The 23960-nt window shown below is 41.0% G+C and carries 20 protein-coding genes, 1 tRNA gene, 2 rRNA genes and 2 riboswitches; of the genes, 16 read left to right on the plus strand and 7 right to left on the minus strand.

What is annotated here, in order from left to right; translation table 11 throughout:
• Positions 1-20 precede the first annotated feature (20 nt).
• On the plus strand, positions 21-530 hold the full coding sequence (locus tag Gferi_RS18405) for a 4Fe-4S ferredoxin (RefSeq protein WP_069979075.1): 510 nt from the start codon (positions 21-23) through the stop codon (positions 528-530).
• Between the two features lie 28 nt (positions 531-558).
• Entirely contained in the window at positions 559-789 is a 231-nt protein-coding gene (locus Gferi_RS18410) for a glutaredoxin family protein (protein ID WP_069979077.1), read from the plus strand.
• A 126-nt stretch (positions 790-915) separates the two neighbouring features.
• Here Gferi_RS18410 and Gferi_RS18415 read toward each other — a convergent pair whose 3' ends face one another.
• Together Gferi_RS18415 and Gferi_RS18420 are read right to left on the minus strand one after the other, a co-directional pair.
• Positions 916-1251 (minus strand): hypothetical protein, encoded by a 336-nt coding sequence (locus Gferi_RS18415; protein WP_069979079.1) that lies wholly within the window; start codon positions 1249-1251, stop codon positions 916-918.
• Between the two features lie 594 nt (positions 1252-1845).
• Positions 1846-2841, minus strand: a complete 996-nt coding sequence (locus tag Gferi_RS18420; RefSeq protein WP_083273633.1) for a helix-turn-helix domain-containing protein — start codon at positions 2839-2841, stop codon at positions 1846-1848.
• 275 nt (positions 2842-3116) lie between these two features.
• Here Gferi_RS18420 and Gferi_RS18425 point away from each other — a divergent pair, with 275 nt between their 5' ends.
• From Gferi_RS18425 to Gferi_RS18450, 6 genes are all read left to right on the plus strand, one after another.
• Entirely contained in the window at positions 3117-4019 is a 903-nt protein-coding gene (locus Gferi_RS18425; protein ID WP_069979081.1) for a hypothetical protein, read from the plus strand.
• Between the two features lie 324 nt (positions 4020-4343).
• Complete coding sequence (locus tag Gferi_RS18430) at positions 4344-5726, plus strand: aspartate aminotransferase family protein (RefSeq protein ID WP_069979093.1); 1383 nt, start codon at positions 4344-4346, stop codon at positions 5724-5726.
• Positions 5727-5737: 11 nt separating this feature from the next.
• On the plus strand, positions 5738-6832 hold the full coding sequence (locus Gferi_RS18435) for a shikimate dehydrogenase (protein WP_069979095.1): 1095 nt from the start codon (positions 5738-5740) through the stop codon (positions 6830-6832).
• Between the two features lie 50 nt (positions 6833-6882).
• Entirely contained in the window at positions 6883-7875 is a 993-nt protein-coding gene (locus Gferi_RS18440; RefSeq protein ID WP_069979097.1) for an acyl-CoA dehydratase activase-related protein, read from the plus strand.
• Positions 7847-8956 (plus strand): CoA protein activase, encoded by a 1110-nt coding sequence (locus tag Gferi_RS18445; protein WP_069979099.1) that lies wholly within the window; start codon positions 7847-7849, stop codon positions 8954-8956. Before Gferi_RS18440 ends, Gferi_RS18445 begins: the two co-directional genes overlap by 29 nt.
• Positions 8931-9914 carry an acyl-CoA dehydratase activase gene (locus tag Gferi_RS18450; RefSeq protein ID WP_069979101.1) on the plus strand — a complete coding sequence of 328 codons (984 nt, stop codon included), beginning with the start codon at positions 8931-8933 and terminating at the stop codon, positions 9912-9914. The genes Gferi_RS18445 and Gferi_RS18450 overlap by 26 nt, the downstream gene beginning before the upstream one ends.
• Before the next feature lie 119 nt (positions 9915-10033).
• Here Gferi_RS18450 and Gferi_RS18455 read toward each other — a convergent pair whose 3' ends face one another.
• The 3 genes from Gferi_RS18455 to pyrB form a co-directional block, all read right to left on the minus strand.
• Entirely contained in the window at positions 10034-10663 is a 630-nt protein-coding gene (locus Gferi_RS18455) for a GNAT family N-acetyltransferase (RefSeq protein ID WP_069979103.1), read from the minus strand.
• A 73-nt stretch (positions 10664-10736) separates the two neighbouring features.
• Positions 10737-10874, minus strand: a riboswitch (cyclic di-AMP (ydaO/yuaA leader).
• Positions 10875-11050: 176 nt separating this feature from the next.
• Positions 11051-11188: riboswitch (cyclic di-AMP (ydaO/yuaA leader) on the minus strand.
• A gap of 145 nt (positions 11189-11333) precedes the next feature.
• Positions 11334-11762, minus strand: a complete 429-nt coding sequence (locus tag Gferi_RS18460; protein ID WP_069979105.1) for an aspartate carbamoyltransferase regulatory subunit — start codon at positions 11760-11762, stop codon at positions 11334-11336.
• Positions 11763-12692: an aspartate carbamoyltransferase gene (pyrB, locus tag Gferi_RS18465; protein WP_069979107.1), complete on the minus strand. Its 930-nt coding sequence runs from the start codon at positions 12690-12692 to the stop codon at positions 11763-11765. It lies immediately after the preceding gene.
• Between the two features lie 410 nt (positions 12693-13102).
• Between pyrB and pyrF the strand changes: the two genes are divergently transcribed.
• From pyrF to Gferi_RS18480, 3 genes are read left to right on the plus strand one after another with little or no spacing between them, the layout of a single operon-like run.
• Positions 13103-14047, plus strand: a complete 945-nt coding sequence (gene pyrF / locus Gferi_RS18470; RefSeq protein WP_069979109.1) for an orotidine-5'-phosphate decarboxylase — start codon at positions 13103-13105, stop codon at positions 14045-14047.
• An 11-nt stretch (positions 14048-14058) separates the two neighbouring features.
• Entirely contained in the window at positions 14059-14835 is a 777-nt protein-coding gene (locus Gferi_RS18475) for a dihydroorotate dehydrogenase electron transfer subunit (protein WP_069979111.1), read from the plus strand.
• On the plus strand, positions 14828-15742 hold the full coding sequence (locus Gferi_RS18480; RefSeq protein WP_330389699.1) for a dihydroorotate dehydrogenase: 915 nt from the start codon (positions 14828-14830) through the stop codon (positions 15740-15742). The genes Gferi_RS18475 and Gferi_RS18480 overlap by 8 nt, the downstream gene beginning before the upstream one ends.
• Positions 15743-15903: 161 nt before the next feature.
• Here Gferi_RS18480 and Gferi_RS18485 read toward each other — a convergent pair whose 3' ends face one another.
• Positions 15904-16284 (minus strand): DUF4363 family protein, encoded by a 381-nt coding sequence (locus Gferi_RS18485; RefSeq protein ID WP_069979115.1) that lies wholly within the window; start codon positions 16282-16284, stop codon positions 15904-15906.
• 12 nt (positions 16285-16296) lie between these two features.
• Positions 16297-16974 (minus strand): YetF domain-containing protein, encoded by a 678-nt coding sequence (locus Gferi_RS18490; protein WP_069979117.1) that lies wholly within the window; start codon positions 16972-16974, stop codon positions 16297-16299.
• A 206-nt stretch (positions 16975-17180) separates the two neighbouring features.
• Here Gferi_RS18490 and Gferi_RS18495 point away from each other — a divergent pair, with 206 nt between their 5' ends.
• The 5 genes from Gferi_RS18495 (at position 17181) to Gferi_RS18515 (ending at position 23938) form a co-directional block, all read left to right on the plus strand.
• Positions 17181-17624: a MarR family winged helix-turn-helix transcriptional regulator gene (locus Gferi_RS18495; RefSeq protein WP_069979119.1), complete on the plus strand. Its 444-nt coding sequence runs from the start codon at positions 17181-17183 to the stop codon at positions 17622-17624.
• Positions 17624-18718, plus strand: a complete 1095-nt coding sequence (gene chrA, locus Gferi_RS18500) for a chromate efflux transporter (RefSeq protein WP_069979121.1) — start codon at positions 17624-17626, stop codon at positions 18716-18718. The genes Gferi_RS18495 and chrA overlap by 1 nt, the downstream gene beginning before the upstream one ends.
• Positions 18719-19164: 446 nt before the next feature.
• Positions 19165-20683: ribosomal RNA gene (locus Gferi_RS18505) — 16S ribosomal RNA — on the plus strand.
• Positions 20684-20748: 65 nt separating this feature from the next.
• Positions 20749-20824 (plus strand) — tRNA-Ala (locus tag Gferi_RS18510).
• A 51-nt stretch (positions 20825-20875) separates the two neighbouring features.
• Positions 20876-23938, plus strand: a 23S ribosomal RNA gene (locus tag Gferi_RS18515).
• Together the 16S and 23S rRNA genes with 1 tRNA gene alongside form the textbook arrangement of a ribosomal RNA operon.
• The last annotated feature ends 22 nt before the right edge of the window (positions 23939-23960 follow it).

Here is a 23960-nt window from a genome sequence, read left to right on the forward strand (position 1 = left end):
ATAATAGAAGGGAGTAAAAAATGGCAAAAATAAAATCACATCAAGGATGGTCATGGATTCTTTTGATTATGTTCTTACTGCTTTCGATTCTCGATATTCGCTTTGGGCTTTTGGGTTTCATCTGCATGAGTGCACCGATCTACCATGCCTTAAGGGGGAAGGGCAAAATCCATTGTTCAAAATACTGTCCGCGGGGTTCATTGCTGGGAAAATTCTTGCAAAGACTGAGTTTTGAAAATGAGCTGCCTTTGTTTATGAAGGGAAAAAAAGCAAAGAATACCCTGTTGGGGTTGATGCTCTTCATGTTTAGCCTATCGTTGTATCATGCAGGGTTTGATAGTAGGGCCATCGGCTTTGCTGTATTTCGCCTGATGACCGTCTCCTTGATTTTTGGGATGATTATGGGAATTATTTATAAGCCTAGAAGCTGGTGTATTGTTTGCCCTATGGGTCACGCTACGGGATTGATCCGGGATTTTCAAAATCAAAATAATAGAGAAAAGAAAGCCAATCAAAACCAGGTTGCATAAATAAATTATATATGAGGAGGATTTTAATATGAATAAAAATGTTGTTGTGTATTCAAGTGATTCTTGCGTGTACTGCAAAGAGGCAAAAAATTATTTAAGATCTATCGGTGTAGATTTTGAAGAACGAAATATTTCAAAAGATCAATCAGCCAGAAAAGAACTGATGTCCAAAGGATTTATGGGTGTGCCGGTGATCATGGTAGAACAAGAGATTATTCAGGGCTTTGACAGAAGAAAACTTGATGAACTGTTAAGATAAAAAAGCTGCTGTGGGATTTAACCACAGCAGCTTTTTTAGAGAAGCAGATAAGAAGTTTTTATTGATTTAAATCTCTATTTGAAGTGTTTAAAGATACTATGGATGTGACTAACGTATGCCGGCAAATTAATTAGATAATTCTTTGTTTTTAGAACTTGTAAATTTATAAAATCCAAATACTAGTAAAATATGTGATGTGATATTTAAAATTTTGGAAGGCCAAAGTAGTACTGTAAGAGAAAATGTCATAAAAGTTGGCGTTATCGATTGGGTTTTATGAATTATATAAGGAATTATTATTAAATGTACAACTTGATCGATTACACCTGAAATCACATTAAGCATAAAAAATAATAATCCATATTTGAATATACCGTCTATTTGATCCTGTTTTCTTTTTTGCTTTAGACAAATAACAAGACCTGTAAGAGAAATAAAAAGAACAAAAATATCTGTAGTCAAGGTCGTACCTCCTTTTATTTAAACTATATTATACAAACATTGATTGAAAAGCTAAATTCTGTTTTTCTGCATCCCTTGTAATTGCAGGGGTAAATGCAGTTTTTTTGTATTGTTTTCTCTATCAAATATGATGAAAATCGGTTATAATTGGGGCCGAGCAATAAAAATACACGGATTTTTTAGGCATGAAAAAGGGACCCCCAGATTACTATTGCATGAGTAACTTCCGTCGGTCATTTATTTGTAAAACTAAATTCTTGTGATATCTACCCGAGTTTTATGTTAGTTTACTACTTTAGCAGTGTCGGCTTGAGATGAATCTCATCAGCTGGGATGAGAGCCACCGATAATGCATCTAAAAATTCTTGTTTCTGAAGCAACTCGGCCAGTTTGAATGGTGTTGTCATTTAGGCTGCTCCTTGCTGCACTATTGATATGATTGATCATTAGCGTTATTTTGTCTTGCGTCAGATGGTCAAACCACTTTCTTTTTGACATGATATATCTTATGTATTCATGATTCTTTTCTATGTGTGACTTTTGATAAGAAGCCATAGCATCGCAGTAAAAAACCTTTGTCCTTGCATTGCCATCTTAATCGTATTCAATGGCTTCAGGATCTTGAAACTCAGTGCCATTGTCGGTAAGAATCACGGGAAAACTTGATCTGAACACATCCTGTCCCACCGTTTCGTACAGTTTGTTCAAAGCATCTATGACACAGGCTTGTGTACAGGTGTCGAGTAAAAGCGCCACCACCAACGAGCTGTTTCTAAAGAAGAGCATAAGCAGGATTTTGCCTCCTTTTCGACCATGAAACGTGTCCATTTCCACTACAGGAACACCTGGATTTTCTTCAAGATAGGCTTTGAAATCATCATATGTGCGCCCTAGGCGATACTTGCTATTTTTCTTGGTGCTTCTTGCTTTCTTACGCGGCTTGTAACGTACTTTTCTTGGCAAATCAATGTTTCTAGCCGTGAAGACACATTTGTCGAAATAGGTGTATAGCGAACGTTCACAACAACTTATTTCCTCCTTGTGGTGTGCGTAGATATGCGCGATGGATTGACCTTTCATGATAAGTGGCGAGATAAGCTGATCAAGATGTTCATGCTGTTTGGACGTCATGTTAATACCTTCTCTAGATGAGCTCAACACATATTCATAGTTGGCGTGAGCGACTGTAGCGCGATACTGAATCTTTTCAAGGCGACATCCCACCTTTGTGTCACAGCCATTGCAAACATATGGAAATCGCCTTTGTCTAGAACACGTTTTAGGGACATATTCCGGACAACCTCGATAACAATTCACTGTTGTACATTTCTTACATAAACGGTTGCACGAGTCGCTGTACAAGTGTTTCTTGGTACACTCTTTACGCTTTGCGCAAGCAATGGGACCACTGTGGTCTTTTCTAGTTGTTACACTCCTGTTTCGTTTGACTTCTTTGGAAACGGTTGTTGGATCTTTCTTTAACCGATCAGCTATGTCTTTGAGTTTGTAATTGTTGTTGAGAGATTCCTCGATAATGATACGATCGTCCAGTGTTAAATGAGAGTCTTTTTGGGTTTCTTGTTTAGTCATTATGTCGTCTCCTAGATGTTCGGAGTAGATATCTTTTACAGTATACTAGAAACCTTGTAAGACTAACTTCAGTTTAAGCATTAAAAACGGAACTTACTTTTTCATTTGACCTATCTACATATAATTTTAGTAATATTTTAACACATTTTTCAAAAAAAACAATATATTCCTTTAAAATACAAAAATTACCATATATAATATAGTTATAGCTAGCTAAAACTGTTTGCAAACAAAAGATGAAATAACTTGAAAAATACATAATTAAGGAGGATATTATGAAAAAAATCAAATTATTAGTAAGTTTAGGCTTAGTTTTAGTTCTAATATTAAGTATAGTTCCGACTTATGCAAATGAAAAAGGTGAAACTGAAGAAAAGTCAACTATCGAAATTTTAGAAGAAAACCTGGCTACAGAAGATTTCTCTGAAGATGAGAAAAATGTTATAAATGAAATGATTAAGGCAAAGAAAGAAACTGAAAAACAAGTGTTAGAAAGTCTTAAAGTTGCAGATAAAGAAGCAAAGGAAAAAATCAAGAAGAATAAAAAATATTTAATAGATGAAGAAACTGCCAGAAAACAGGAAGCATTAGGTTTTTTAGAAACGAGTGCAAGTAGTACCATAACTTTATCATTAGGTAATCCATTTACTTTTACATATGCAGCTGAAGGTAAAAATGGTGGCAGTAAAACCGGAGTTGTAACTACATATGGATCTTCTTATGATTTAAATAAAGCTCGAAATCTTACTAATTCAGAAACCGTAGGCACAGGTAATGCTACAGGATGGGCTTGGACTGGACGTAGATTTATAATTTCTGGTACTGGTTCTAAAACGGCTTATTTTTCTATTGAAGGTGACTATATAGGATACCTACTCTCAGGCGGTAGAGGAAATGTATCACAACTTTCGAATGAGTTTCGTCTATATAATGCTACAACTCAATCATGGGTGTCTACAAAAAATATCACATTAGATACCGTAACTATGGAAAATGAATCAAGTTTAGTTGGCACATTTAACAAATCTAATCTAATTACAGCTACTTTACAAGCTGGACATGAATATGTTATTCTAATGCAAACTGATGCCTATACTTATTCTACGCTGGGAACATCAATTGCAAATATAAAAGATTCACATTATTCGCAGTGGAAGTCTGTTAAACTTACCTATTAATTAAGTTGGTGAAGCAACGTCATAAATCTTGAAAAGCAGAGTTGAACCTCCTAACATAGTTGGAGCAGAAGGCTAGGGGTAGCTCCCGTTAGGAGGTTTTGTTTTGCACAGGGGTATAAAAAAAGGACAAATCAGCAGTTTTGTAGGAGTGTAGTTTATAATTAATCTCTCTGAACTGCTAATATAAAAAGCTATTACGGACTCAGTTCGCAATAGCTTTTTATATTAGCAGTTTTCAAATTTTGAGATTCATTTCAAGAGGTTTAAAATCTTTTTAAATCGACAACACTGATAGAAGCAATAACTAGGAAGGAGGGGTAAAGGATGAACCTTTACACTGAACAATTATATGGAGAGATCACTTCTTTTGAAGACGCTTTGGCCCTAGGCCAAGAAGAAGTGAAAGAAAATTATAAAAGTTACATAAATCCCTATTTCGCCATGATGCTGGGATTGTTGGGATTTGACAAGTCCTTTGTGAAGGCGGAGGGAATGGAAGTATGGGATAGTGAGGGGAGGGTGTATCTGGACTTTTTGGGAGGATATGGGGCTCTAAATCTTGGACATAATCCGAGAGAAATACTGGAGGCAGTAAAAAAAGTTATGACTAGGCCCAATATTCTACAGACCGCGTTAAATCCCATGGCTTCTGTGTTGGCAAAAAATTTAGCTGCAATGACACCTGGAGATTTGCAGATGACCTTTTTCTGCAATAGTGGAGCTGAAGCAGTGGAAGGCGCTATTAAACTGGCGAAAGCAGCTACGGGGAAGAATCGAATCCTTTATTGTGAAGGGAGCTTTCATGGAAAAACTGTAGGGGCACTGTCAGTTACAGGAAGAGAAAAATACAAAACTCCATTTGGGTTATTAATGAATGAAGTGGAAGGAGTTCCTTTTGGAGATGCTGCTGCACTGGAAACGGCACTACGGGAACATCCTGCTGCAGCATTGATCCTAGAGCCCATTCAAGGGGAAGGGGGGATTATCGTACCTCCGGAAGGCTATTTGAAGCAAGTAAGGGCACTGTGCAACCAGTACGATGCTTTGCTGATTATAGATGAAGTGCAAACGGGATTTGGAAGAACTGGGAGAATGTTTGCTTGTGAGTATGAAGAAATTATACCGGACTTACTCTGTCTGGCAAAATCTTTGGGAGGCGGCGTAATGCCAATTGGAGCTACAATGGCAAAAGAAGAGGTGTGGAAGATGGCCTATGGGTCCATGGATAAATGTCTGCTGCATACTTCTACCTTTGGCGGAAATACATTAGCCGTTGCCGCTGGTATAGCCGCTACTGAAAAAATTTATCGTGAAAATTTAGCCGATCAAGCAGAAGAAAAAGGAGAATATTTCATTTCAAGACTAAGAGAACTTCAACAGCGATATTCTATCATCCGTGAAGTACGGGGAAAAGGACTGATGATTGGCATAGAGTTTTTAGCTGGGAAGGGACTCATGCGTAAAGTATCGGAGGAGTATCTGGGTGCGCTGGTTGCAGGAGAACTTTTAAACCGATATGGTATGATCACAGCCTATACATTAAACAATCCAAACGTAATCCGATTGGAACCACCACTGATTATTCAGTATGAAGAAATCGATAGAATGATAGATGCGTTGGAAGAGATATGCAAAAAGCATAAAAACTTTTTGTCTCTTGCCATGAGTGGTTCTAAAACCATCCTTCATTCTATCATCAATCGATAGGGGGAGAACTTGTGAAGACAGGAAAATTTGCATTCTGTATACATCCGATAGAACTTAAGGATATAGAAAGAAAATATGGTTTCCTTCGATATGTACCTAAAAAAGCGGTATATCAGCTGACAAAACGGATACCGCCTATGGAGGTATCTAAAATTACAGGGATTGCCAGTAACTATGGAAGCGCAGAAGGGTGGTTTGTAGGGGTTCCTCTGGTTACGGATCAAATAATGACATTGCCTGAAGAATTTGTTATTCATAAGATTATACAAGCAGGGAAAAAAGCAGAGGCTTTGGGGGCAAAAGTATTTGGCTTAGGCGCTTTTACATCGGTCGTTGGTGACGGAGGGATTACTATCCGTAAACATTTAAAAATACCTGTAACGACTGGCAATAGCTATACCGTTGCGGCAGCCATAGAAGCCGTAAAAGAGGCAGCCATGCATATGGGGAAGGATTTAAAGCTTTGTAATGCTGCTGTAGTTGGGGCTACAGGATCTATTGGCAGAATATGCGCTCTACTGCTGGCACCGGAAGTAAATAAAATTACTTTGGCAGCGCAAGATGTAAAGGGGTTGGAGACTGTAGCAGAAGAAATATTGCAAAGAGGAAAGGGAAACGCAGAGATCGAGACAACACTTGAAAAATCTTTAAAAAAAGCTGATATTGTCATAACCGTTTCTAGTGCTGTAGATGCCATTATTCAGCCGGAATATTTAAAAACCGGTGCAATTGTTTGTGATGTGGCAAGGCCCCGGGATGTCTCTAGAGAAGTTGAAAAAAAGCGCAAGGACATCTTGGTGATAGAAGGCGGTGTGATTGAAGTGCCGGGAGATGTAGATTTTGGTTTTGATTTTGGATTTCCCCCTGGCTTAAGCTATGCCTGTATGGCTGAAACAATGATTTTAGCATTAGAGAATAAATACGAAGATTTTTCCATTGGGAAAAAGCTATCCATAGAAAAAGTAGAGGAAATCGCACAGCTTGCGAGAAAACACGGTTTCAAATTAGCAGGAATGAGAAGCTTTGAAAAGGTTGTTAAAAAGGAATATATAGAAGGGATAAAGGAAAATATAAAAAAGGTAGCTTATATGGAAATGGATTATTAATACTTTTTGAATCCATGAAAAACAGAAACATAAATACTAGGAGTGATAGCGTGGATATAAAAGTTGGTATACCCAGGGGACTACTGTACTATTATTACTTTCCTTTATGGAATAAGTTTTTTGAGACCCTTGGGGCAGAGGTTGTTGTTTCGCAGCCGACCAATAAAAAGATTATTGAAAACGGTGTAAAAAACACGGTTGATGAAGCTTGTCTACCTGTAAAAGTATATCATGGCCACGTAATAGATTTAAAGGATCGAGTAGACTTTTTATTTGTGCCCAAGTTAATGAGTGTGTATAAAAATGAGTATATTTGTCCCAAATTTTGTGGTTTACCGGAGATGATCAGCAGTTCAGTAAAAGATCTGCCTCCTCTTATTGATACAACAATCAACTTTAGAAAATCAAGGAAAAACCTATTTAAAGCTGTCTACGAAATTGGAAGTCCTATCACTAAAAACGTATCAGAAATAGAGAAAGCCTATGAGGATGGCCTAAAGCATTATCATGAATATAGGGCTTTGATGAAACAAGGGGTTTTACCGATAGACATGACCAAGGAATACCATCAAAAAAGAAAAATAATTACAGTCAATCAACAAAAAGTGGTGCTGTTAGGGCACCCTTACAACTTATATGATCCCCATCTGAGCATGAACATTATTGCAAAGCTCCGAGAAAAAGATGTGATGGTGATCACACCTGAAATGATGGATACTTCACTTATTAATCAATATGCGAATCAGATGGACAAAAAAATGTTCTGGAGTTTTGGAAGAAAAATTATTGGTACAGCTTTCTACGCTATGGAGGAGCCTACCGTTTCAGGTATGATCTACCTATCCTCCTTTGGATGTGGTTTGGACTCAGTAATCGCTGATATTGCTGAGCGGAGAGTACGGCGATCATCAAGAAAACCATTCACTGTGCTAACCTTAGATGAACATACTGGTGAAGCTGGAATTGATACGAGGATAGAAGCTTTTGTAGATATGATTCAATGGAGGGAAAAAAATGAAAATAACTTTTCCTCACATGGGTAATACCCACATTGGCATAAAATGTCTCTTCGATGAACTGGGGGTAGAAACGGTTATACCGCCAAAAATCAGCAAAAAAACCTTGGAGATTGGGACAAAATATGCACCAGAGTTAATCTGTCTGCCCTTAAAGATTACTTTAGGAAATTATATTGAGAGTATCGAAAGAGGTGCAGATACAATTGTGGTTACAGGAAGCTGTGGACCCTGCAGGTATGGGTATTATTCGGAGGTACAAAAAGAGATTTTAAAGGATTTAGGTCATAAGGTAGAGATGATAGTACTGGATGCTCCCCAAGGAGATATTCCAGAGTTTTTAAGAAGAGTACACAAAATATCCAATACAAAAAATCCATTTAAGATTGGAAAGAGCCTGAAAAATGCTGCTAAAGTTTTGAAAAAACTGAATGATTTTGAAGGACATGTTTTGCAGCTAAGACCCCATGAAGCAGTAAAAGGAGACTTCGATCAGACCTATAAGCAGCTCATTAGGGATTTGGAAAAAAGTAATGGAGCAAAGGAAATGCTTGCATATATCGAAACTGCTTTTAACCGAATAAAGAATATTCCTCAAAAAAGAAAAGAAGATGTACTGAAAGTAGGAATTGTAGGTGAAATATACACTGTAATTGAAGATGCAGCCAACGTAGATATTGGCAAAAAACTAAACGATATGGGTGTAGAAGTATATAAATCCCACAGCGCATCAGAATGGTTGACAGAGAATTTGTTTTATCGCAGTGTGGGACTGACTAGCGAAAAGAAGATAGAAGAAGCATCAGACCCTTATATGAAGACGCTTATTGGAGGCCATGCGAAAGAAACCATCGGACATACAGTACTCTATGCTGAAAGAGGCTTTGATGGGGTGATTCAAGTTCTTCCCTTTACTTGTATGCCGGAGATTGTTTCTATGAGTATACTGCCTAAAGTACAACAGGATCATCATATACCCGTATTGTCATTAATCATTGATGAATTGACTGGTGAAGCGGGGTATCTAACGAGAATCGAAGCTTACATTGATTTGCTGCGGAACAGGAGGGAAAATAAAAAAGATGAAAAAATGTTATCTAGGCATTGATGTTGGCTCTGTGAGTACAAATATCGTTGTCATGGATCATGAGAAAAATATATTAGATACGCTATATATCAGAACACAAGGCAAGCCAATCCAAGCAATTAAAAATGGGTTAAAGGAAATAAAAGACAGGATTGGAAATAATGTGGAAGTATTAGGTGTGGGCACCACAGGAAGTGGTAGACAATTGGCAGGAATCATGGTGGGTGCTGATGCAATTAAAAATGAAATCACAGCCCATGGAGTAGCCGCTCTAAACTATATACCAGATGTTCGCACCATCATTGAAATTGGAGGCCAGGATTCAAAAATCATTTTGTTGAGGGATGGTATTATTTATGATTTTGCTATGAATACAGTATGTGCTGCAGGGACGGGATCTTTTTTAGATCGTCAGGCAGAACGTTTAGGAATTCCTATAGAAGAGTTCGGGACGATGGCACTGCAATCGACGGCACCTGTGAGAATTGCGGGACGCTGTGCTGTATTTGCAGAATCTGATATGATCCATAAACAGCAATTAGGTCATAATCAAGAAGATATTATCAATGGACTTTGTGAGGCAATGGCAAGAAATTACTTGAACAATCTTGGAAAAGGAAAGGAAATAGTAGGTCCTGTGATTTTTCAAGGTGGCGTAGCGGCGAACATAGGTATTCGAAAAGCATTTGAAAGACTATTAAATTGTGAAATATTTGTACCTCAGTATGCCAATGTAATGGGCGCTGTAGGGGCATGTATTCTAGCTAAAGAAGAAGTTGCCAGAAAAGGAAAAACTGAATTTTTAGGCTTTGAGATTGCGCAAAGTGATTATCAGGTCAAAAGCTTTGAGTGTGAACACTGTCCGAATCTATGTGAGGTTGTGCAGTTCCATAGAGACAGCAGCCTTGTAGCCCGTTGGGGGGACAAGTGTGGTCGGTGGAACAATTTAAAAGATTATCGGGATGAAAAATTAGCATAAAGGCAATAAAAAAATGGGATTGATTTGAATCCCATTTTTTATGTAGAAAAAAGGGGCGAATAAAAGGCAATATGCCTTTTATTTACCGTTTATCCTATATATGTTTTGGTGAGAATTAATTACTTTACAGGCTTATGATAAATCAGGTCTGTATAATTCATACCATCATAATCTTCATAGCGCAGTCCTGCCAGCGTATATTTTTGTTTTTCCCTAAAAGCTAGAGACGCAAAGTTTGGTGTAGGACTAATGATGGTTTCAGCAAAAATATTGTTAATTCTTTTAGCTTTTAAGTCTTTAATCAATTGCTTATACAGTATACTGCCAATACCTTTTCCGGTCATGTTGGACAGTATGGCTGTTTTATCTACCACAATAAAATTATCGGTATTATGCATATCGAACTTTGGGTTCCAATAAATATCTTCAATCCAAGTAGGATTATATTTTAGCCATTGCTCTTTCGTATAGGCCATGAGAAAACCCAATATTCCTTGATTTTCAGCGATGTAGAAATGATCCAATTCCAAAACTCTTTCTAAGAAAAACTTCTGGTAATATTTTGGCTTGGATGCATAATCATCCATTAAAAATCCGGCATAGGATTCCTTTGACTTAGATCCTACAGAACAGGCTACTTTATAGATATTTTGGACATCTTTGGCAGTTGCCCTTCTAACACTGATTGTCTCTACATTTTGGATCATTGGACTGCGTTGTACACTTTGTGTCACATTCATTAATTCCATAAACAATCATCCTCCCTTAATTTTGATGGTAGATAGCATTAGGAAAATGAGCATATGGATGACCATTACTGCATCTTCCTCTTTCCACGCTTACGAGGTTAGCTGACGGATTCGGATCGAAAGAAGATGACCCTACTCTTCAAAAAGAGATTCACCCCAAAGAACTGGTTCCCCCGCTTCTTTTTTTCAAAGAATTCAGCGCACATAAAAAACATAGTAGTATTATTATGATTTGAAACGCACTTGTTGAATATTGAAAATAATAGATAAAATGGAAATCTATGGAATAGAAGGGAAAACAAAAACTATGGAGATTAACCATAGTTGAGAAGCTGGATAATGAGAATACAAAATAGAGCTAATGCTTAACCCATTATCACTTCACCAATCTCCTCTTTCCACGCTTACGAGGTTAGCTGACGGATTCGGATCGAAAGAAGATAACCCTACTCTTCGAAAAGAGATTCACCCCAAAAACCTGGTTCCCCCGTTCCTTTTTTACAAAGAACTCAGCGTTCCAAATTGAATGACTATTGAATTGTCTGTAGAAGTGTTTACACAATTATAGCACAGAATATGGAAAATGTAAACACATAGAATTTAGAAATTTAGGCAGGCTAAATTAAACTTCTCAATCACATATCTACAAAATAAGATATCTTCTTTTATTTTATAACTTATAGGCTGTAAGCTCTTCGCAATAATCGCACTTGTATTCCAGATTTTTGGATGCTACCAGCTGGAAGGTTGGTTTTACATAGTCATCAAAATTGGTAATACAACGAGGGTTATGACATTTGAACAGACCATTTACCTTTTGGGGTATTTCTACTTTTTTCTTATGGACAATCTTATTATCTTCAATGATATTCATAGTAATGTTGTGATCAATTAGGCCTAGAAAATCCAGATCTATATCAATATTATTTTCGATCTTGATGATATCCTTGCGGTTCATTTGCTTGCTGGGTACATTCATAAGCAGTACTACAGGATAATTGACCTTATCCAGCATAAGCTTGTTAAAAATCTTTAGACCATTGCCAGAAGTGATATGATCCAAAACAATTCCTTTTTTAATACTCGTTACCTCCAACATTTATGCCACCTCCAATAGCTTCATTATCAGTGCCATTCGAATATACACGCCTAACTTTGCCTGCTCAAAATAGACAGCTCTAGGATCTGTATCCACCTCATAGGCGATCTCATTGACCCTGGGCAAGGGATGCATGATAATCATATCCTGCTTAGCTTTTTGGATTTTTGCCTTATCTATGATATAGCTGTCTTTCAAGCGTGCATAATCTGCCTCGTTAAAGAATCTTTCTTTTTGGATTCGTGTCATGTAGAGGATATCTATTTCTTCAACCACTTCCTCAATCGTTTTAACTTCCATTAGTTCTACTTGATAGACATCTACCAGTGTTCGCTTTAATAGCTCGGGAAGTTTCAATTCTTCAGGAGAGATCAAAATGAATTTTTTTATGTTATATCTAGCGAGGGTGCGGATTAAAGAATGGACCGTTCTGCCAAACTTTAAATCACCGCAGAAAGCAACTACTTGATTGTCAATAGAGCCTTTAAAGGTTTGAATGGTAAGCAAGTCGGTAAGCGTCTGGGTAGGATGCTGATGGCCACCGTCGCCGCCATTAATGATGGGGATAGAAGAATATAGAGAGGCCAGTTTTGGAGCCCCTTCTTTAGGATGACGCATAACAGCAACATCTGCATAGGCAGACATAACACGTATGGTATCTGCGATACTTTCTCCTTTAGAAACAGAACTGGTGTTAGCATCACTAAAGCCAATGATACTGCCACCGAGACGCAGCATGGCGGTTTCAAAACTGAATTTTGTTCTTGTACTGGGTTCGTAGAATAGTGTTGCTAGAATTTTTCCCTTACAAGCTTCAGAATACTTCTCTGGTGCTGCATGGATTTCTTCTCCCAGAGCAATCAAATGATTCAGTTCGTCTAGAGAAAAGTCCTCTGGTTCAATAAGATGCCTAAGCTTTTGAGTTGTCATAGAAATTCCTCCTTTTCAGTCTCACAGGACTAAGTTAAAGGTGCATAAAAAATACCTTTTTACCCGCAGGCAAAAAGGCATAGAGAACCAGAATCCGTAGATAGGATCTATTCAACCTTTTTAACCTCACGGGGTTAAATTAAAGGGATTTTATTTGTTTAAGACTATCATATTCGAAAAAGGCTGTCAATGTAGAAAATAAAAATATTTAGATTGACAGGCCAGGAAAAACTGTGGTACCATGATGGAAATGAATAGGAAAGCCTTTAAATTGGTCCGGAGAGGCCTGTAAGGTGCTGTAAAATATGGATACGTATTTAGCGTACTTATTTTGCTATGGAACGAAAGACCTTCTGCCTCTGTGAGAAGGTCTTTTTATTTTGGCTTTATTAAAAAGGAGGGGAAAGTATATGTTTATAGATAGATTGGTACAGCAGATAAAAGAAAAAAAGAGCAATGTAGTAGTAGGATTAGATCCAAGATTAGAGCTTATTCCTAGATTTCTACAAGAAAGACATTTTCAGCAGCAAGGCAAAACATTGAAAGCTGTTGAAGAAATCCTATGGGACTTTGGAAAAGAGATCATCGATCAAGTATGGGAGATTGTACCGGCTGTAAAACCGCAGATTGCATTCTATGAGCAGTATGGTATTGAAGGAATGTCAGCATATCGACGTATCTGCCGGTATGCTGAGCAAAAAGGACTATCGGTGATCGGAGATATAAAGCGGGGGGATATTGGAACGACTTCAAAGGCCTATTCCAATGGACATATTGGAAGCACATTGGTTGAAGGTGAGAGAATAGAAGCATTTGCTGTAGATGCAGTAACAGTAAACCCTTATTTGGGGGATGATTGCCTAAAGGAGTTTATGGAGGACATACAGGAGGCAAATAAGGGGATGTTTGTACTGGTGAAAACATCGAATCCATCTTCCATTCAACTGCAAGACTTAGAGACTGGGGGAAAAAAGATTTATGAAGTTGTAGCGGAAATGGTAGCAGCTTGGAGCCATCAAGCTTTAGGAAAGTGTGGATATAGCTCGGTAGGAGCAGTGGTCGGGGCAACCTATCCAGAACAAGGAGAAAGGCTGCGAACATTAATGCCGAAGACTTATTTTCTGGTACCGGGATATGGTGCACAAGGAGCCAAGGCAGAAGACATCGTTCGCTGCTTTAATGAGGATGGGTTGGGCGCTATAATAAATTCTTCTCGAGATATAATATTTGCTTACACAAAGAAGGATCAGCATTGGAGAGAGGATCAATATGGAGAAGCAGCCAGAACTGCGGCGCTTCGTATGCGGGATGATATTAACAGTCATTTGCTACAACTGGGAAAATGCTACTGGTAGGAGGGACCGTTATGAAAACAAGCGTATTGAGTAAGATTTTAGCCAATGAACAGATCAGTAGTGATATCTATAGAATCCGTTTGGAAAGAACAGAAGAGATGGGAGAAATTGAACCAGGACAATTTTTTCAAGTAAAACCTAAAGAAGGTGAAGAATTTTTTCTAAGAAGACCTATCAGCATATGTCTGGCTGAGTCTGATGAAATCCATCTTGTGATTCGAAAAAGTGGGAAAGGAACAAAGATCCTATGCGGCAAGAAAGCAGGAGAGTATCTAGATCTGCTGGGACCGCTGGGAAATGGATTTACCCTTGACGAGAAGAATCAAAAAGTGACTTTGGTAGGCGGGGGCATTGGCGTTGCACCGCTATTGGAACTGGCGAGACGACTGCAAGGTATGCAGGTAAAGATATTGTTAGGCTATCGAAGAGATCCCTATTTGATCGAGGATTTTCAAAGATTCGGTAAAGAGGTCTTGGTTGCGGTAGATGAAGGAGATAAGGGATACAGAGGGTATGTAACAGATCTGCTGGAAAAAGAAATCGAAAAAGAGCAGCCGGATTTGATCTACGCCTGTGGCCCAGAAGTGATGTTAAAAAAAGTACAACTGCTTGGCAAACAATATCAATTAGAAACCCAATTGGCTTTGGAGGAACGAATGGCATGTGGCGTTGGAGCTTGCCTTGTATGCAGCTGCAAGGTAAAAGCAGAGGAAAATGGATGGCATTTTGTCAGAACCTGTAAAGAAGGTCCGGTTTTTTCAGGAAAAGAGGTGATCTTTGGTGAATAAAGTGGACATGCACGTAGACTTAAAAGGTTTGAAAATGAAAAACCCCATCACTGTAGCATCCGGTACATTTGGCTTCGGAAGAGAATACGAGCCTTACGTAAATCTGAATGAAATCGGTGGGATTATGGTAAAAGGACTTACTTTAGAGCCACGGGAAGGGAATCCCGTACCTAGGGTAGCAGAAACCCCAATGGGCATACTGAATAGTGTAGGGCTCCAAAACCCAGGAGTTAAAGCTTTCATCGAGAATGAATTACCCTATCTAACACAGTTTGACACGAAAATCATTGCGAATATCAACGGGAATACCATAGAAGAATATTGCCGAATGGCAGAGATTTTATCAGATACTTCCGTACATGCTTTAGAGTTGAATATATCTTGCCCAAATGTAAAAGAAGGGGGCGTGGCATTTGGCGTTAGGCCGGAGATGGTATTTGAAGTGACAAAAAAGGTTCGGAAGCATTGTGGCAAGTATCTGATCGTCAAATTAAGTCCAAATGTTCGAGATATTAAAGAAATCGCTTTGTCTGCAGAGGAAGCTGGAGCGGATTGCCTGTCATTGATAAACACACTCATAGGCATGGCAATTGATATTGAAACACAAAAACCGGTTTTAGCCAGAGGAATTGGAGGATTATCGGGACCGGCAATAAAACCAGTAGCCCTGCGAATGGTTTATGAAGCAGCGCGTACAGTGAAGATTCCGATCATTGGTATGGGTGGTATTATGGAAGGAGAGGATGCAGTGGAGTTCTTATTGGCAGGAGCATCTGCTGTTTCTGTAGGAACAGCCAGTTTTGTAAATCCGAGTGCTGCAGCTGATATAAGAGAAGGTGTAGAGGCGTATCTCGCGCGTAAGGGATATACTTCTGTTCAAGATATTGTAGGTAAGGTGAAATTTTAACTATATTGTATAAATACATTTTGGAGAAATGATTTGGAAATTAATATTATTTGTAGGGGCAGGCCTTGTGTCTGCCCGCTGTACTTTAGTAAACGACACAAAGCCTGCCCTACGATGATAGTTATTTTATTATATGAACCAATAGTGCGTTTAGAGACGAATCATAATATATTCGTCAATGTAACTGCTTCATTTTCTTTAACAATATGAAAAAGTTGTTTCAAAGCTTCCATCTCAGCTAGAGACAGGGGCTTATTTTTTGTTTCTATATATTGAACGGTTCTGGCCATGGAGAGATCAATATTATCGATTTCATGATGATGGAGGAAAATTGTCCAGGTATTTCTTGTACCATGCCATTTGGTTCGAATTTCTTTAAAATCTCTGGCGGCACTTTCCCAATCTTCAACATTCAGTACGGCAGCTAACTGATTGAGATTTTCAACGAAATCTGCTGTTTGACGTTCTACTAATTGGTAGAGAAAAAACCAGCCGGTGATAATCAGTAAAACAGCAACAGATGTGGCAATAAAGGTCTTCATAGAATCACATCCTTATTTTTGTTGTTTTCTTTGAACATAGAAGTGATTGGTTGCATCTACGTAGGCAAAGAGAACATCCTTAGGACCATCAATCCCATGTGAAGAAAGCTGATCAAGTAACCAGTCTATATCTAGCCTTGCCTTCTTAAGATTATCTTTATTAATGTGACCATCAATGACAAGAGAAATAGGTAAACCTTCATAGCTGCCAATCAAGTGAAGATCTTCTAATGTGACAGTTCGTTTATTTGCTTTAGGAATGATACTCAGATCGCCATTGGTTTCCAAAATGGCGAATTCTACATCGGCAACACTAGGATAATCCTTGGCGCGGATTTGTTCAACCAAATCGTTAAGACTAATTCGGAGCCGCTTTAATTCTTTTTCATTAATTTGTCCGTGATCGATAAGGATACTAGGTTTACCACAAATAATACTGCGGACTTTTTCGCTTTTTAGATTGATCATTGAGATAGAGACTTGTGCAAATACGAGGGCGATAATCGCAATGATACCGTTCATAAGAGGGATGCCCGTATCCCCCATAGGCAATGCTGCCAGTTCTGCAATCATCAGCATAATCACCAATTCAAAAGGTTGCATTTCTGCTACTTCGCCTTTACCCATCAACCGCATGCAAATCAATACAACGATATATAAGATGAGGGTTCGAATTAAGGTAATGAGCATACTTGAAATTCCTTTCTTAAAAAATAAGATAGAAAATAATATTATTTTACTATCCAGAATACTTTTTATTTTAACCAACACGATAGAAAGTATGAGTGTTTTCAAGAAGTGATATGATGAATTTTCTTAAAATCTATTGACAATAATATATGTACATAATACGATTATCATATAATACGAATATCGTATTAAAGGAGGAAGAAATAATGGATGAAATGAAGCTGCTACACCAGGTGATAGATGTTTTTAAATACAAGGAAAGCTATCAATATCATACCAGTCAATTACAGCCACAAGATATGTATACGCTGGAGCGAATCTATTTTCATGAATCTATGCGGGTTATGGATGTTGCCAAGAAATATCATATTCCACCGTCTACATTGACAGGGATTATTGATCGGCTTTGTAAAAAAGGGTTTATTCAAAGAGTGCGCAACGAAGAAGATAGAAGAGCAGTAGAAGTCGTGATTACAGATTTAGGAAAACAGCTTGTTTGTCAGCATATTCATGAAGATAAGGCATTTGCAAAAAATTTTTTTGGTGCACTGGAGGATGGAAAGCGTATGCAATTCAAGGGGTTGCTGGAGGAACTATTGGAAAACATCTATCGTGATAAGTTGTTTGAATTAGGTGAGGAGGATTGCTGATGAGAGAGATTATTTCATATTTTTTAAAAATTGGTTTACTTGGCTTTGGTGGGCCCATGGCGCATATTGCCATGATGGATGAAGAATTGATAGAGAAAAGAAAATGGACTTCAAAAGAGCAATTTCTTGAAGGTTTAGCAGTATGCCAAATGCTTCCCGGACCAGCTTCTACACAACTAGGGATATATCTGGGATATGTGAAAGGTGGAATTTTAGGAGGTGTACTGGCAGGAATATCTTTTATTCTGCCTGCATTTGTGATTATTACCTTTTTAAGCTATATCTACTTTCAATATGGTGCACTGCCTCAAATACAGGGACTGCTTTATGGTGTTAACGCAGTGGTCATTGCAATCATAGTCAGTTCTTTGCACAAAATGGGAAAGTCGGCGATAACCGATGGAAAAGCAGCGGCTATTTTCTTGGTTAGCACCGGTATGTTATACTTTCTTAAGATAAATTTACTAATTGTCTTAATTTTAGGAGGCTTGGCAGGAATCTTTGCATATCATCAGTTTACACAGCCTAAAAAGCAATATATAACACTAATACCATTAATGATGGTAGAACCTACTGTTACAAGACTTTTTACATTTTTCTTTAAAGTAGGTGCATTTATTTACGGAGGTGGTTTGGTGATTATACCTTTTATTGAACAGGAAGTAGTAGAGAAACTGGGTTGGATGACAAAACCGGAATTTCTTGCAGGTATTTCCTTGGGTCAGGTTACACCAGGCCCTGTAGTAATCACTGCTGCATTTATTGGATATAAGGTGCTCGGAATAGTAGGTGCCCTAGTGGCTGCGGCGGGGATTTTTATTCCATCTTTTCTTTTCATATTGGCAGCGGCGCCTTATTTATCAAAAGTACGCAATGTACCTTGGGTAAAAGCTTTTTTAAAGGGGATTAATGCTGCGGTAATTGGTGCTATTTTGGCGGCAACGCTACAGCTACTGTCTACAGCTATAATGGATATTTGGACATTGATGATTATGCTAATAGGGTTTTTAGCGATTTGGAAGTATAAAATAAATTCATTGTATGCCATTGCAGGTTCAGCTATATTAGGAATAGGACTGACCTATATGATCTAATAGAGAAGATTGTGCAGGGGTATATCAATAGGGCAGGCCTTGTGCCTGCCCTATTGGTCTCTAAATGGAATATAAAAAGGCAGGAATTTTCCCAGGGGTGGCAGGGTAGATGTGGTAGGATATAACAGTTGACCAAAGTCTATGTCTATGGTAAGATAGTTCTTGTCGTTACTGCCGAAGATTAACAAAAACTGGTGGTTGACGAGCGTACAAGAAGATGCTAAGATATTCTTTGTCGTCGCCGAAAGAAAGGTACTAAAAACTACCAAGAAAAATGGTGTTGACATAAGATGAGAAATATGATAGTATGTTTAAGTCGGTGTCACTAAGACGCCAAAATAAATTGGTCTTTGAAAACTAAACAGTGTAAGAATTAAAGCCAGCAAATATAGCGCGTAAGCGCAAACCCGTTCAATATAATTTGAACGAAGCGAGCATTTTTATTTTTATTTGAGAGTTTGATCCTGGCTCAGGATGAACGCTGGCGGCGTGCCTAACACATGCAAGTCGAGCGGGATTGTGGAGTAGCTTGCTACGAAGCAATCTAGCGGCGGACGGGTGAGTAACGCGTGGGCAACCTGCCCTATACAGGGGGATAACACACCGAAAGGTGTGCTAATACCCCATAACACCGATGCTTCGCATGGAGCGCCGGTCAAAGATTTATCGGTATAGGATGGGCCCGCGTCTGATTAGCTAGTTGGTGAGGTAAAGGCTCACCAAGGCGACGATCAGTAGCCGACCTGAGAGGGTGATCGGCCACACTGGAACTGAGACACGGTCCAGACTCCTACGGGAGGCAGCAGTGGGGAATATTGCACAATGGGGGAAACCCTGATGCAGCAACGCCGCGTGAGCGATGAAGGCCTTCGGGTCGTAAAGCTCTGTCCTAAGGGAAGAAGAATGACGGTACCTTAGGAGGAAGCCCCGGCTAACTACGTGCCAGCAGCCGCGGTAATACGTAGGGGGCAAGCGTTATCCGGAATCACTGGGCGTAAAGGGTGCGTAGGCGGCCGATAAAGTCTGGGGTGAAAGGCTACGGCTTAACCGTAGTAAGCCTTGGAAACTTATTGGCTTGAGTGCAGGAGAGGTAAGTGGAATTCCTAGTGTAGCGGTGAAATGCGTAGATATTAGGAGGAACACCAGTGGCGAAGGCGACTTACTGGACTGTAACTGACGCTGAGGCACGAAAGCGTGGGGAGCGAACAGGATTAGATACCCTGGTAGTCCACGCCGTAAACGATGAGTGCTAGGTGTCGGGGGCGACAGCCCTCGGTGCCGCAGCTAACGCATTAAGCACTCCGCCTGGGGAGTACGCTCGCAAGAGTGAAACTCAAAGGAATTGACGGGGACCCGCACAAGCAGCGGAGCATGTGGTTTAATTCGAAGCAACGCGAAGAACCTTACCAGGACTTGACATCCTCCGCATTAGCCGTAACGGGTGAAATCCCTTCGGGGACGGAGAGACAGGTGGTGCATGGTTGTCGTCAGCTCGTGTCGTGAGATGTTGGGTTAAGTCCCGCAACGAGCGCAACCCTTGTCTTTAGTTGCCAGCAGGTGAAGCTGGGCACTCTAGAGAGACTGCCGGGGATAACTCGGAGGAAGGTGGGGATGACGTCAAATCATCATGCCCCTTATGTTCTGGGCTACACACGTGCTACAATGGCTGGTACAACGGGAAGCGAAGGAGTAATCCGGAGCAAATCCTAAAAGCCAGTCTCAGTTCGGATTGTGGGCTGCAACTCGCCCACATGAAGCTGGAGTTGCTAGTAATCGTGGATCAGAATGCCGCGGTGAATGCGTTCCCGGGTCTTGTACACACCGCCCGTCACACCATGGGAGCTCAGGGCACCCGAAGTCAGTGGGCTAACCGAAAGGAAGCAGCTGCCGAAGGTGAAATGAGTGACTGGGGTGAAGTCGTAACAAGGTAGCCGTATCGGAAGGTGCGGCTGGATCACCTCCTTTCTAAGGAGCTAAGGCTTTTTCTTACACTGTCTAGTTTTGAGAGACTAATAGTCTTTCAAAAAGTTGGGGATGTAGCTCAGCTGGGAGAGCACCTGCCTTGCACGCAGGGGGTCAGGAGTTCGATCCTCCTCATCTCCACCAACATGTACCTTGAAAACTGAACAATGAAGAGAGAATCAAAATACAATTTCTGGTCAAGTTATAAAGAGCATAGGGCGAATGCCTTGGCACCAGGAGCCGAAGAAGGACGCGGTAAGCTGCGATAAGCCTCGGGAAGCCGCAAGCAGGCATTGATCCGGGGATTTCCGAATGGGGGAACCCAGCTGGGGTAATACCCAGTTACCCACTACTCAATCCATAGGTAGTGAGGAGGCATACCAGGGGAACTGAAACATCTAAGTACCCTGAGGAAGAGAAAGAAAACTCGATTCCCTAAGTAGCGGCGAGCGAAAGGGGATTAGCCCAAACCAAGAAGATTTCTTCTTGGGGTTGCGGATATACTCATTAAGAGATGGCAGTTGTAGTCGAAGCGGTCTGGAAAGGCCCACCATAGGAGGTAAGAGTCCTGTAGATGAAACGACTAAAGTCTTGAGTATACTCCAGAGTACCACGAGACACGTGAAACCTTGTGGGAAGCAGGGGGGACCACCCCCCAAGGCTAAATACTACCTGGTGACCGATAGCGTATAGTACCGTGAGGGAAAGGTGAAAAGAACCCCGGGAGGGGAGTGAAAGAGAACCTGAAACCCTATGTTTACAAGCAGTGAAAGTCCTTTATACGGACGATCGCGTACTTTTTGTAGAACGGGCCAACGAGTTACGGTATGCAGCAAGGTTAAGCTGTTATGCAGCGGAGCCGCAGCGAAAGCGAGTCTTAAGAGGGCGATACAGTTGCATGCCGTAGACCCGAAACCGGGTGACCTATCCATGAGCAGGATGAAGCGGAAGTAAAATTTCGTGGAGGTCCGAACCCATGTCTGTTGAAAAAGGCTGGGATGACTTGTGGATAGCGGAGAAATTCCAATCGAACCCGGAGATAGCTGGTTCTCCCCGAAATAGCTTTAGGGCTAGCCTCAAATGAAGAGATGCGGAGGTAGAGCACTGAATAGCCTAGGGGCCCTCACCGGTTACCAAAGCTTATCAAACTCCGAATGCCGTATTCTTATATTTGGGAGTCAGACTACGTGAGATAAGTTTCGTGGTCAAAAGGGAAACAGCCCAGACCGTCAGCTAAGGTCCCAAAGTACAGGTTAAGTGGAAAAGGATGTGGGATTGCACAGACAACTAGGATGTTGGCTTAGAAGCAGCCACTCATTTAAAGAGTGCGTAATAGCTCACTAGTCGAGTGATCCTGCGCCAAAGATGTCCGGGGCTCAAACCTGTCACCGAAGCTACGGCTTGATGTAGAACCAATAGTATTCTTTAGGAAAATCCCTAACGGGATGAAGGACATCTTCGCGAAAGATTTCGAGCTTACCTAAAAGAGCGAGAAAACTTACGCCAAGATCCAAAAAGCTAAAACCTAGAGGGTAGTACTGGTTCTACATCAGGGGTAGGGGAGCATTGTATGCGGGTAGAAGTCACACCGTAAGGAGTGGTGGACTGCATACAAGAGAGAATGTTGGCATGAGTAGCGAGAGGTGGGTGAGAATCCCACCCGTCGAAAACCTAAGGTTTCCTGAGGAAGGTTCGTCCGCTCAGGGTTAGTCGGGACCTAAGCCGAGGACGAAAGTCGTAGGCGATGGACAACAGGTTGAAATTCCTGTACCACCGAAGATTGTTTGAGCAATGGGGTGACACAGGAGGATAGGTCATGCGCACCGTTGGTCGTGTGCGTCTAAGCCCGTAGGGAGTTAGGATAGGCAAATCCGTTCTAACAATCCTAAAAGGTGATGGGGAGTGAAATTTAAGTAGCGAACTGACTGATTCCACACTGTCAAGAAAAGCCTCTAGTTAGATCCAGGTGCCCGTACCGCAAACCGACACAGGTAGGTGAGGAGAGAATCCTAAGACGAGCGAGAGAACTATTGTTAAGGAACTCGGCAAAATGACCCCGTAACTTCGGGAGAAGGGGTGCCACGGTAGGGTGTTAAAGCCCGAGGTGGCCGCAGAGAATAGGCCCAAGCGACTGTTTAACAAAAACACAGGTCTCTGCTAAGTCGAAAGACGATGTATAGGGGCTGACGCCTGCCCGGTGCTGGAAGGTTAAGGGGACGTGTTAACCGCGAGGTGAAGCACTGAACTTAAGCCCCAGTAAACGGCGGCCGTAACTATAACGGTCCTAAGGTAGCGAAATTCCTTGTCGGGTAAGTTCCGACCCGCACGAAAGGCGTAACGATTTGGGCACTGTCTCAACAATAGACTCGGTGAAATTGTAGTACCAGTGAAGATGCTGGTTACCCGCAGCAGGACGGAAAGACCCCGTGGAGCTTTACTGTAGCCTGACACTGGATTTTGGTATTGCATGTACAGGATAGGTGGGAGACTTGGAAGCTTGGACGCCAGTCTAGGTGGAGTCAACCTTGGGATACCACTCTTGTAATACTGGAGTTCTAACCATAAGCCGTGAATCCGGCTTTGGGACACTGTCAGGTGGGCAGTTTGACTGGGGCGGTCGCCTCCCAAAAAGTAACGGAGGCGCCCAAAGGTTCCCTCAGCGCGGTTGGAAATCGCGCGTAGAGTGTAAAGGCAGAAGGGAGCTTGATTGCGAGACGTACAGGTCGAGCAAGGACGAAAGTCGGGCTTAGTGATCCGGTGGTTCCGAGTGGAAGGGCCATCGCTCAACGGATAAAAGCTACCCCGGGGATAACAGGCTTATCTCCCCCAAGAGTCCACATCGACGGGGAGGTTTGGCACCTCGATGTCGGCTCGTCTCATCCTGGGGCTGTAGTAGGTCCCAAGGGTTGGGCTGTTCGCCCATTAAAGAGGCACGCGAGCTGGGTTCAGAACGTCGTGAGACAGTTCGGTCCCTATCCGCTGTGGGCGCAGGAAATTTGAGAGGAGCTGTCCTTAGTACGAGAGGACCGGGATGGACGTACCTCTGGTGTATCAGTTGTTCCGCCAGGAGCACGGCTGAGTAGCTATGTACGGACGGGATAAGCGCTGAAGGCATCTAAGCGCGAAGCCCCCCTCAAGATTAGATTTCCCATCCGCAAGGAGTAAGACCCCAGATAGACTATCTGGTTGATAGGTCGGAGGTGTAAGGGCAGTAATGTCTTCAGCTGACCGATACTAATAGGTCGAGGACTTGACCAAATGTATTTTTTCTCTAACTTCA

Origin of the sequence: Geosporobacter ferrireducens (genome assembly GCF_001750685.1) — a bacterium.
Classification (GTDB): Bacteria; Bacillota; Clostridia; order Peptostreptococcales; family Thermotaleaceae; genus Geosporobacter; species Geosporobacter ferrireducens.

Bases quoted from the DNA above. Each gene is read 5' to 3' on its own strand.
- Gferi_RS18405 (WP_069979075.1), top strand. From the start codon at position 21: ATGGCAAAAATAAAATCACATCAAGGATGGTCATGGATTCTTTTGATT.
- Gferi_RS18485 (WP_069979115.1), bottom strand. From the start codon at position 16,284: ATGAAGACCTTTATTGCCACATCTGTTGCTGTTTTACTGATTATCACC.
- Gferi_RS18430 (WP_069979093.1), top strand. From the start codon at position 4,344: ATGAACCTTTACACTGAACAATTATATGGAGAGATCACTTCTTTTGAA.
- Gferi_RS18420 (WP_083273633.1), bottom strand. From the start codon at position 2,841: ATGACTAAACAAGAAACCCAAAAAGACTCTCATTTAACACTGGACGAT.
- Gferi_RS18490 (WP_069979117.1), bottom strand. From the start codon at position 16,974: ATGCTCATTACCTTAATTCGAACCCTCATCTTATATATCGTTGTATTG.
- chrA (WP_069979121.1), top strand. From the start codon at position 17,624: ATGAGAGAGATTATTTCATATTTTTTAAAAATTGGTTTACTTGGCTTT.
- Gferi_RS18495 (WP_069979119.1), top strand. From the start codon at position 17,181: ATGGATGAAATGAAGCTGCTACACCAGGTGATAGATGTTTTTAAATAC.
- Gferi_RS18425 (WP_069979081.1), top strand. From the start codon at position 3,117: ATGAAAAAAATCAAATTATTAGTAAGTTTAGGCTTAGTTTTAGTTCTA.
- Gferi_RS18475 (WP_069979111.1), top strand. From the start codon at position 14,059: ATGAAAACAAGCGTATTGAGTAAGATTTTAGCCAATGAACAGATCAGT.
- Gferi_RS18445 (WP_069979099.1), top strand. From the start codon at position 7,847: ATGAAAATAACTTTTCCTCACATGGGTAATACCCACATTGGCATAAAA.
- Gferi_RS18450 (WP_069979101.1), top strand. From the start codon at position 8,931: ATGAAAAAATGTTATCTAGGCATTGATGTTGGCTCTGTGAGTACAAAT.
- Gferi_RS18410 (WP_069979077.1), top strand. From the start codon at position 559: ATGAATAAAAATGTTGTTGTGTATTCAAGTGATTCTTGCGTGTACTGC.
- pyrB (WP_069979107.1), bottom strand. From the start codon at position 12,692: ATGACAACTCAAAAGCTTAGGCATCTTATTGAACCAGAGGACTTTTCT.
- Gferi_RS18460 (WP_069979105.1), bottom strand. From the start codon at position 11,762: ATGTTGGAGGTAACGAGTATTAAAAAAGGAATTGTTTTGGATCATATC.
- Gferi_RS18455 (WP_069979103.1), bottom strand. From the start codon at position 10,663: ATGGAATTAATGAATGTGACACAAAGTGTACAACGCAGTCCAATGATC.
- pyrF (WP_069979109.1), top strand. From the start codon at position 13,103: ATGTTTATAGATAGATTGGTACAGCAGATAAAAGAAAAAAAGAGCAAT.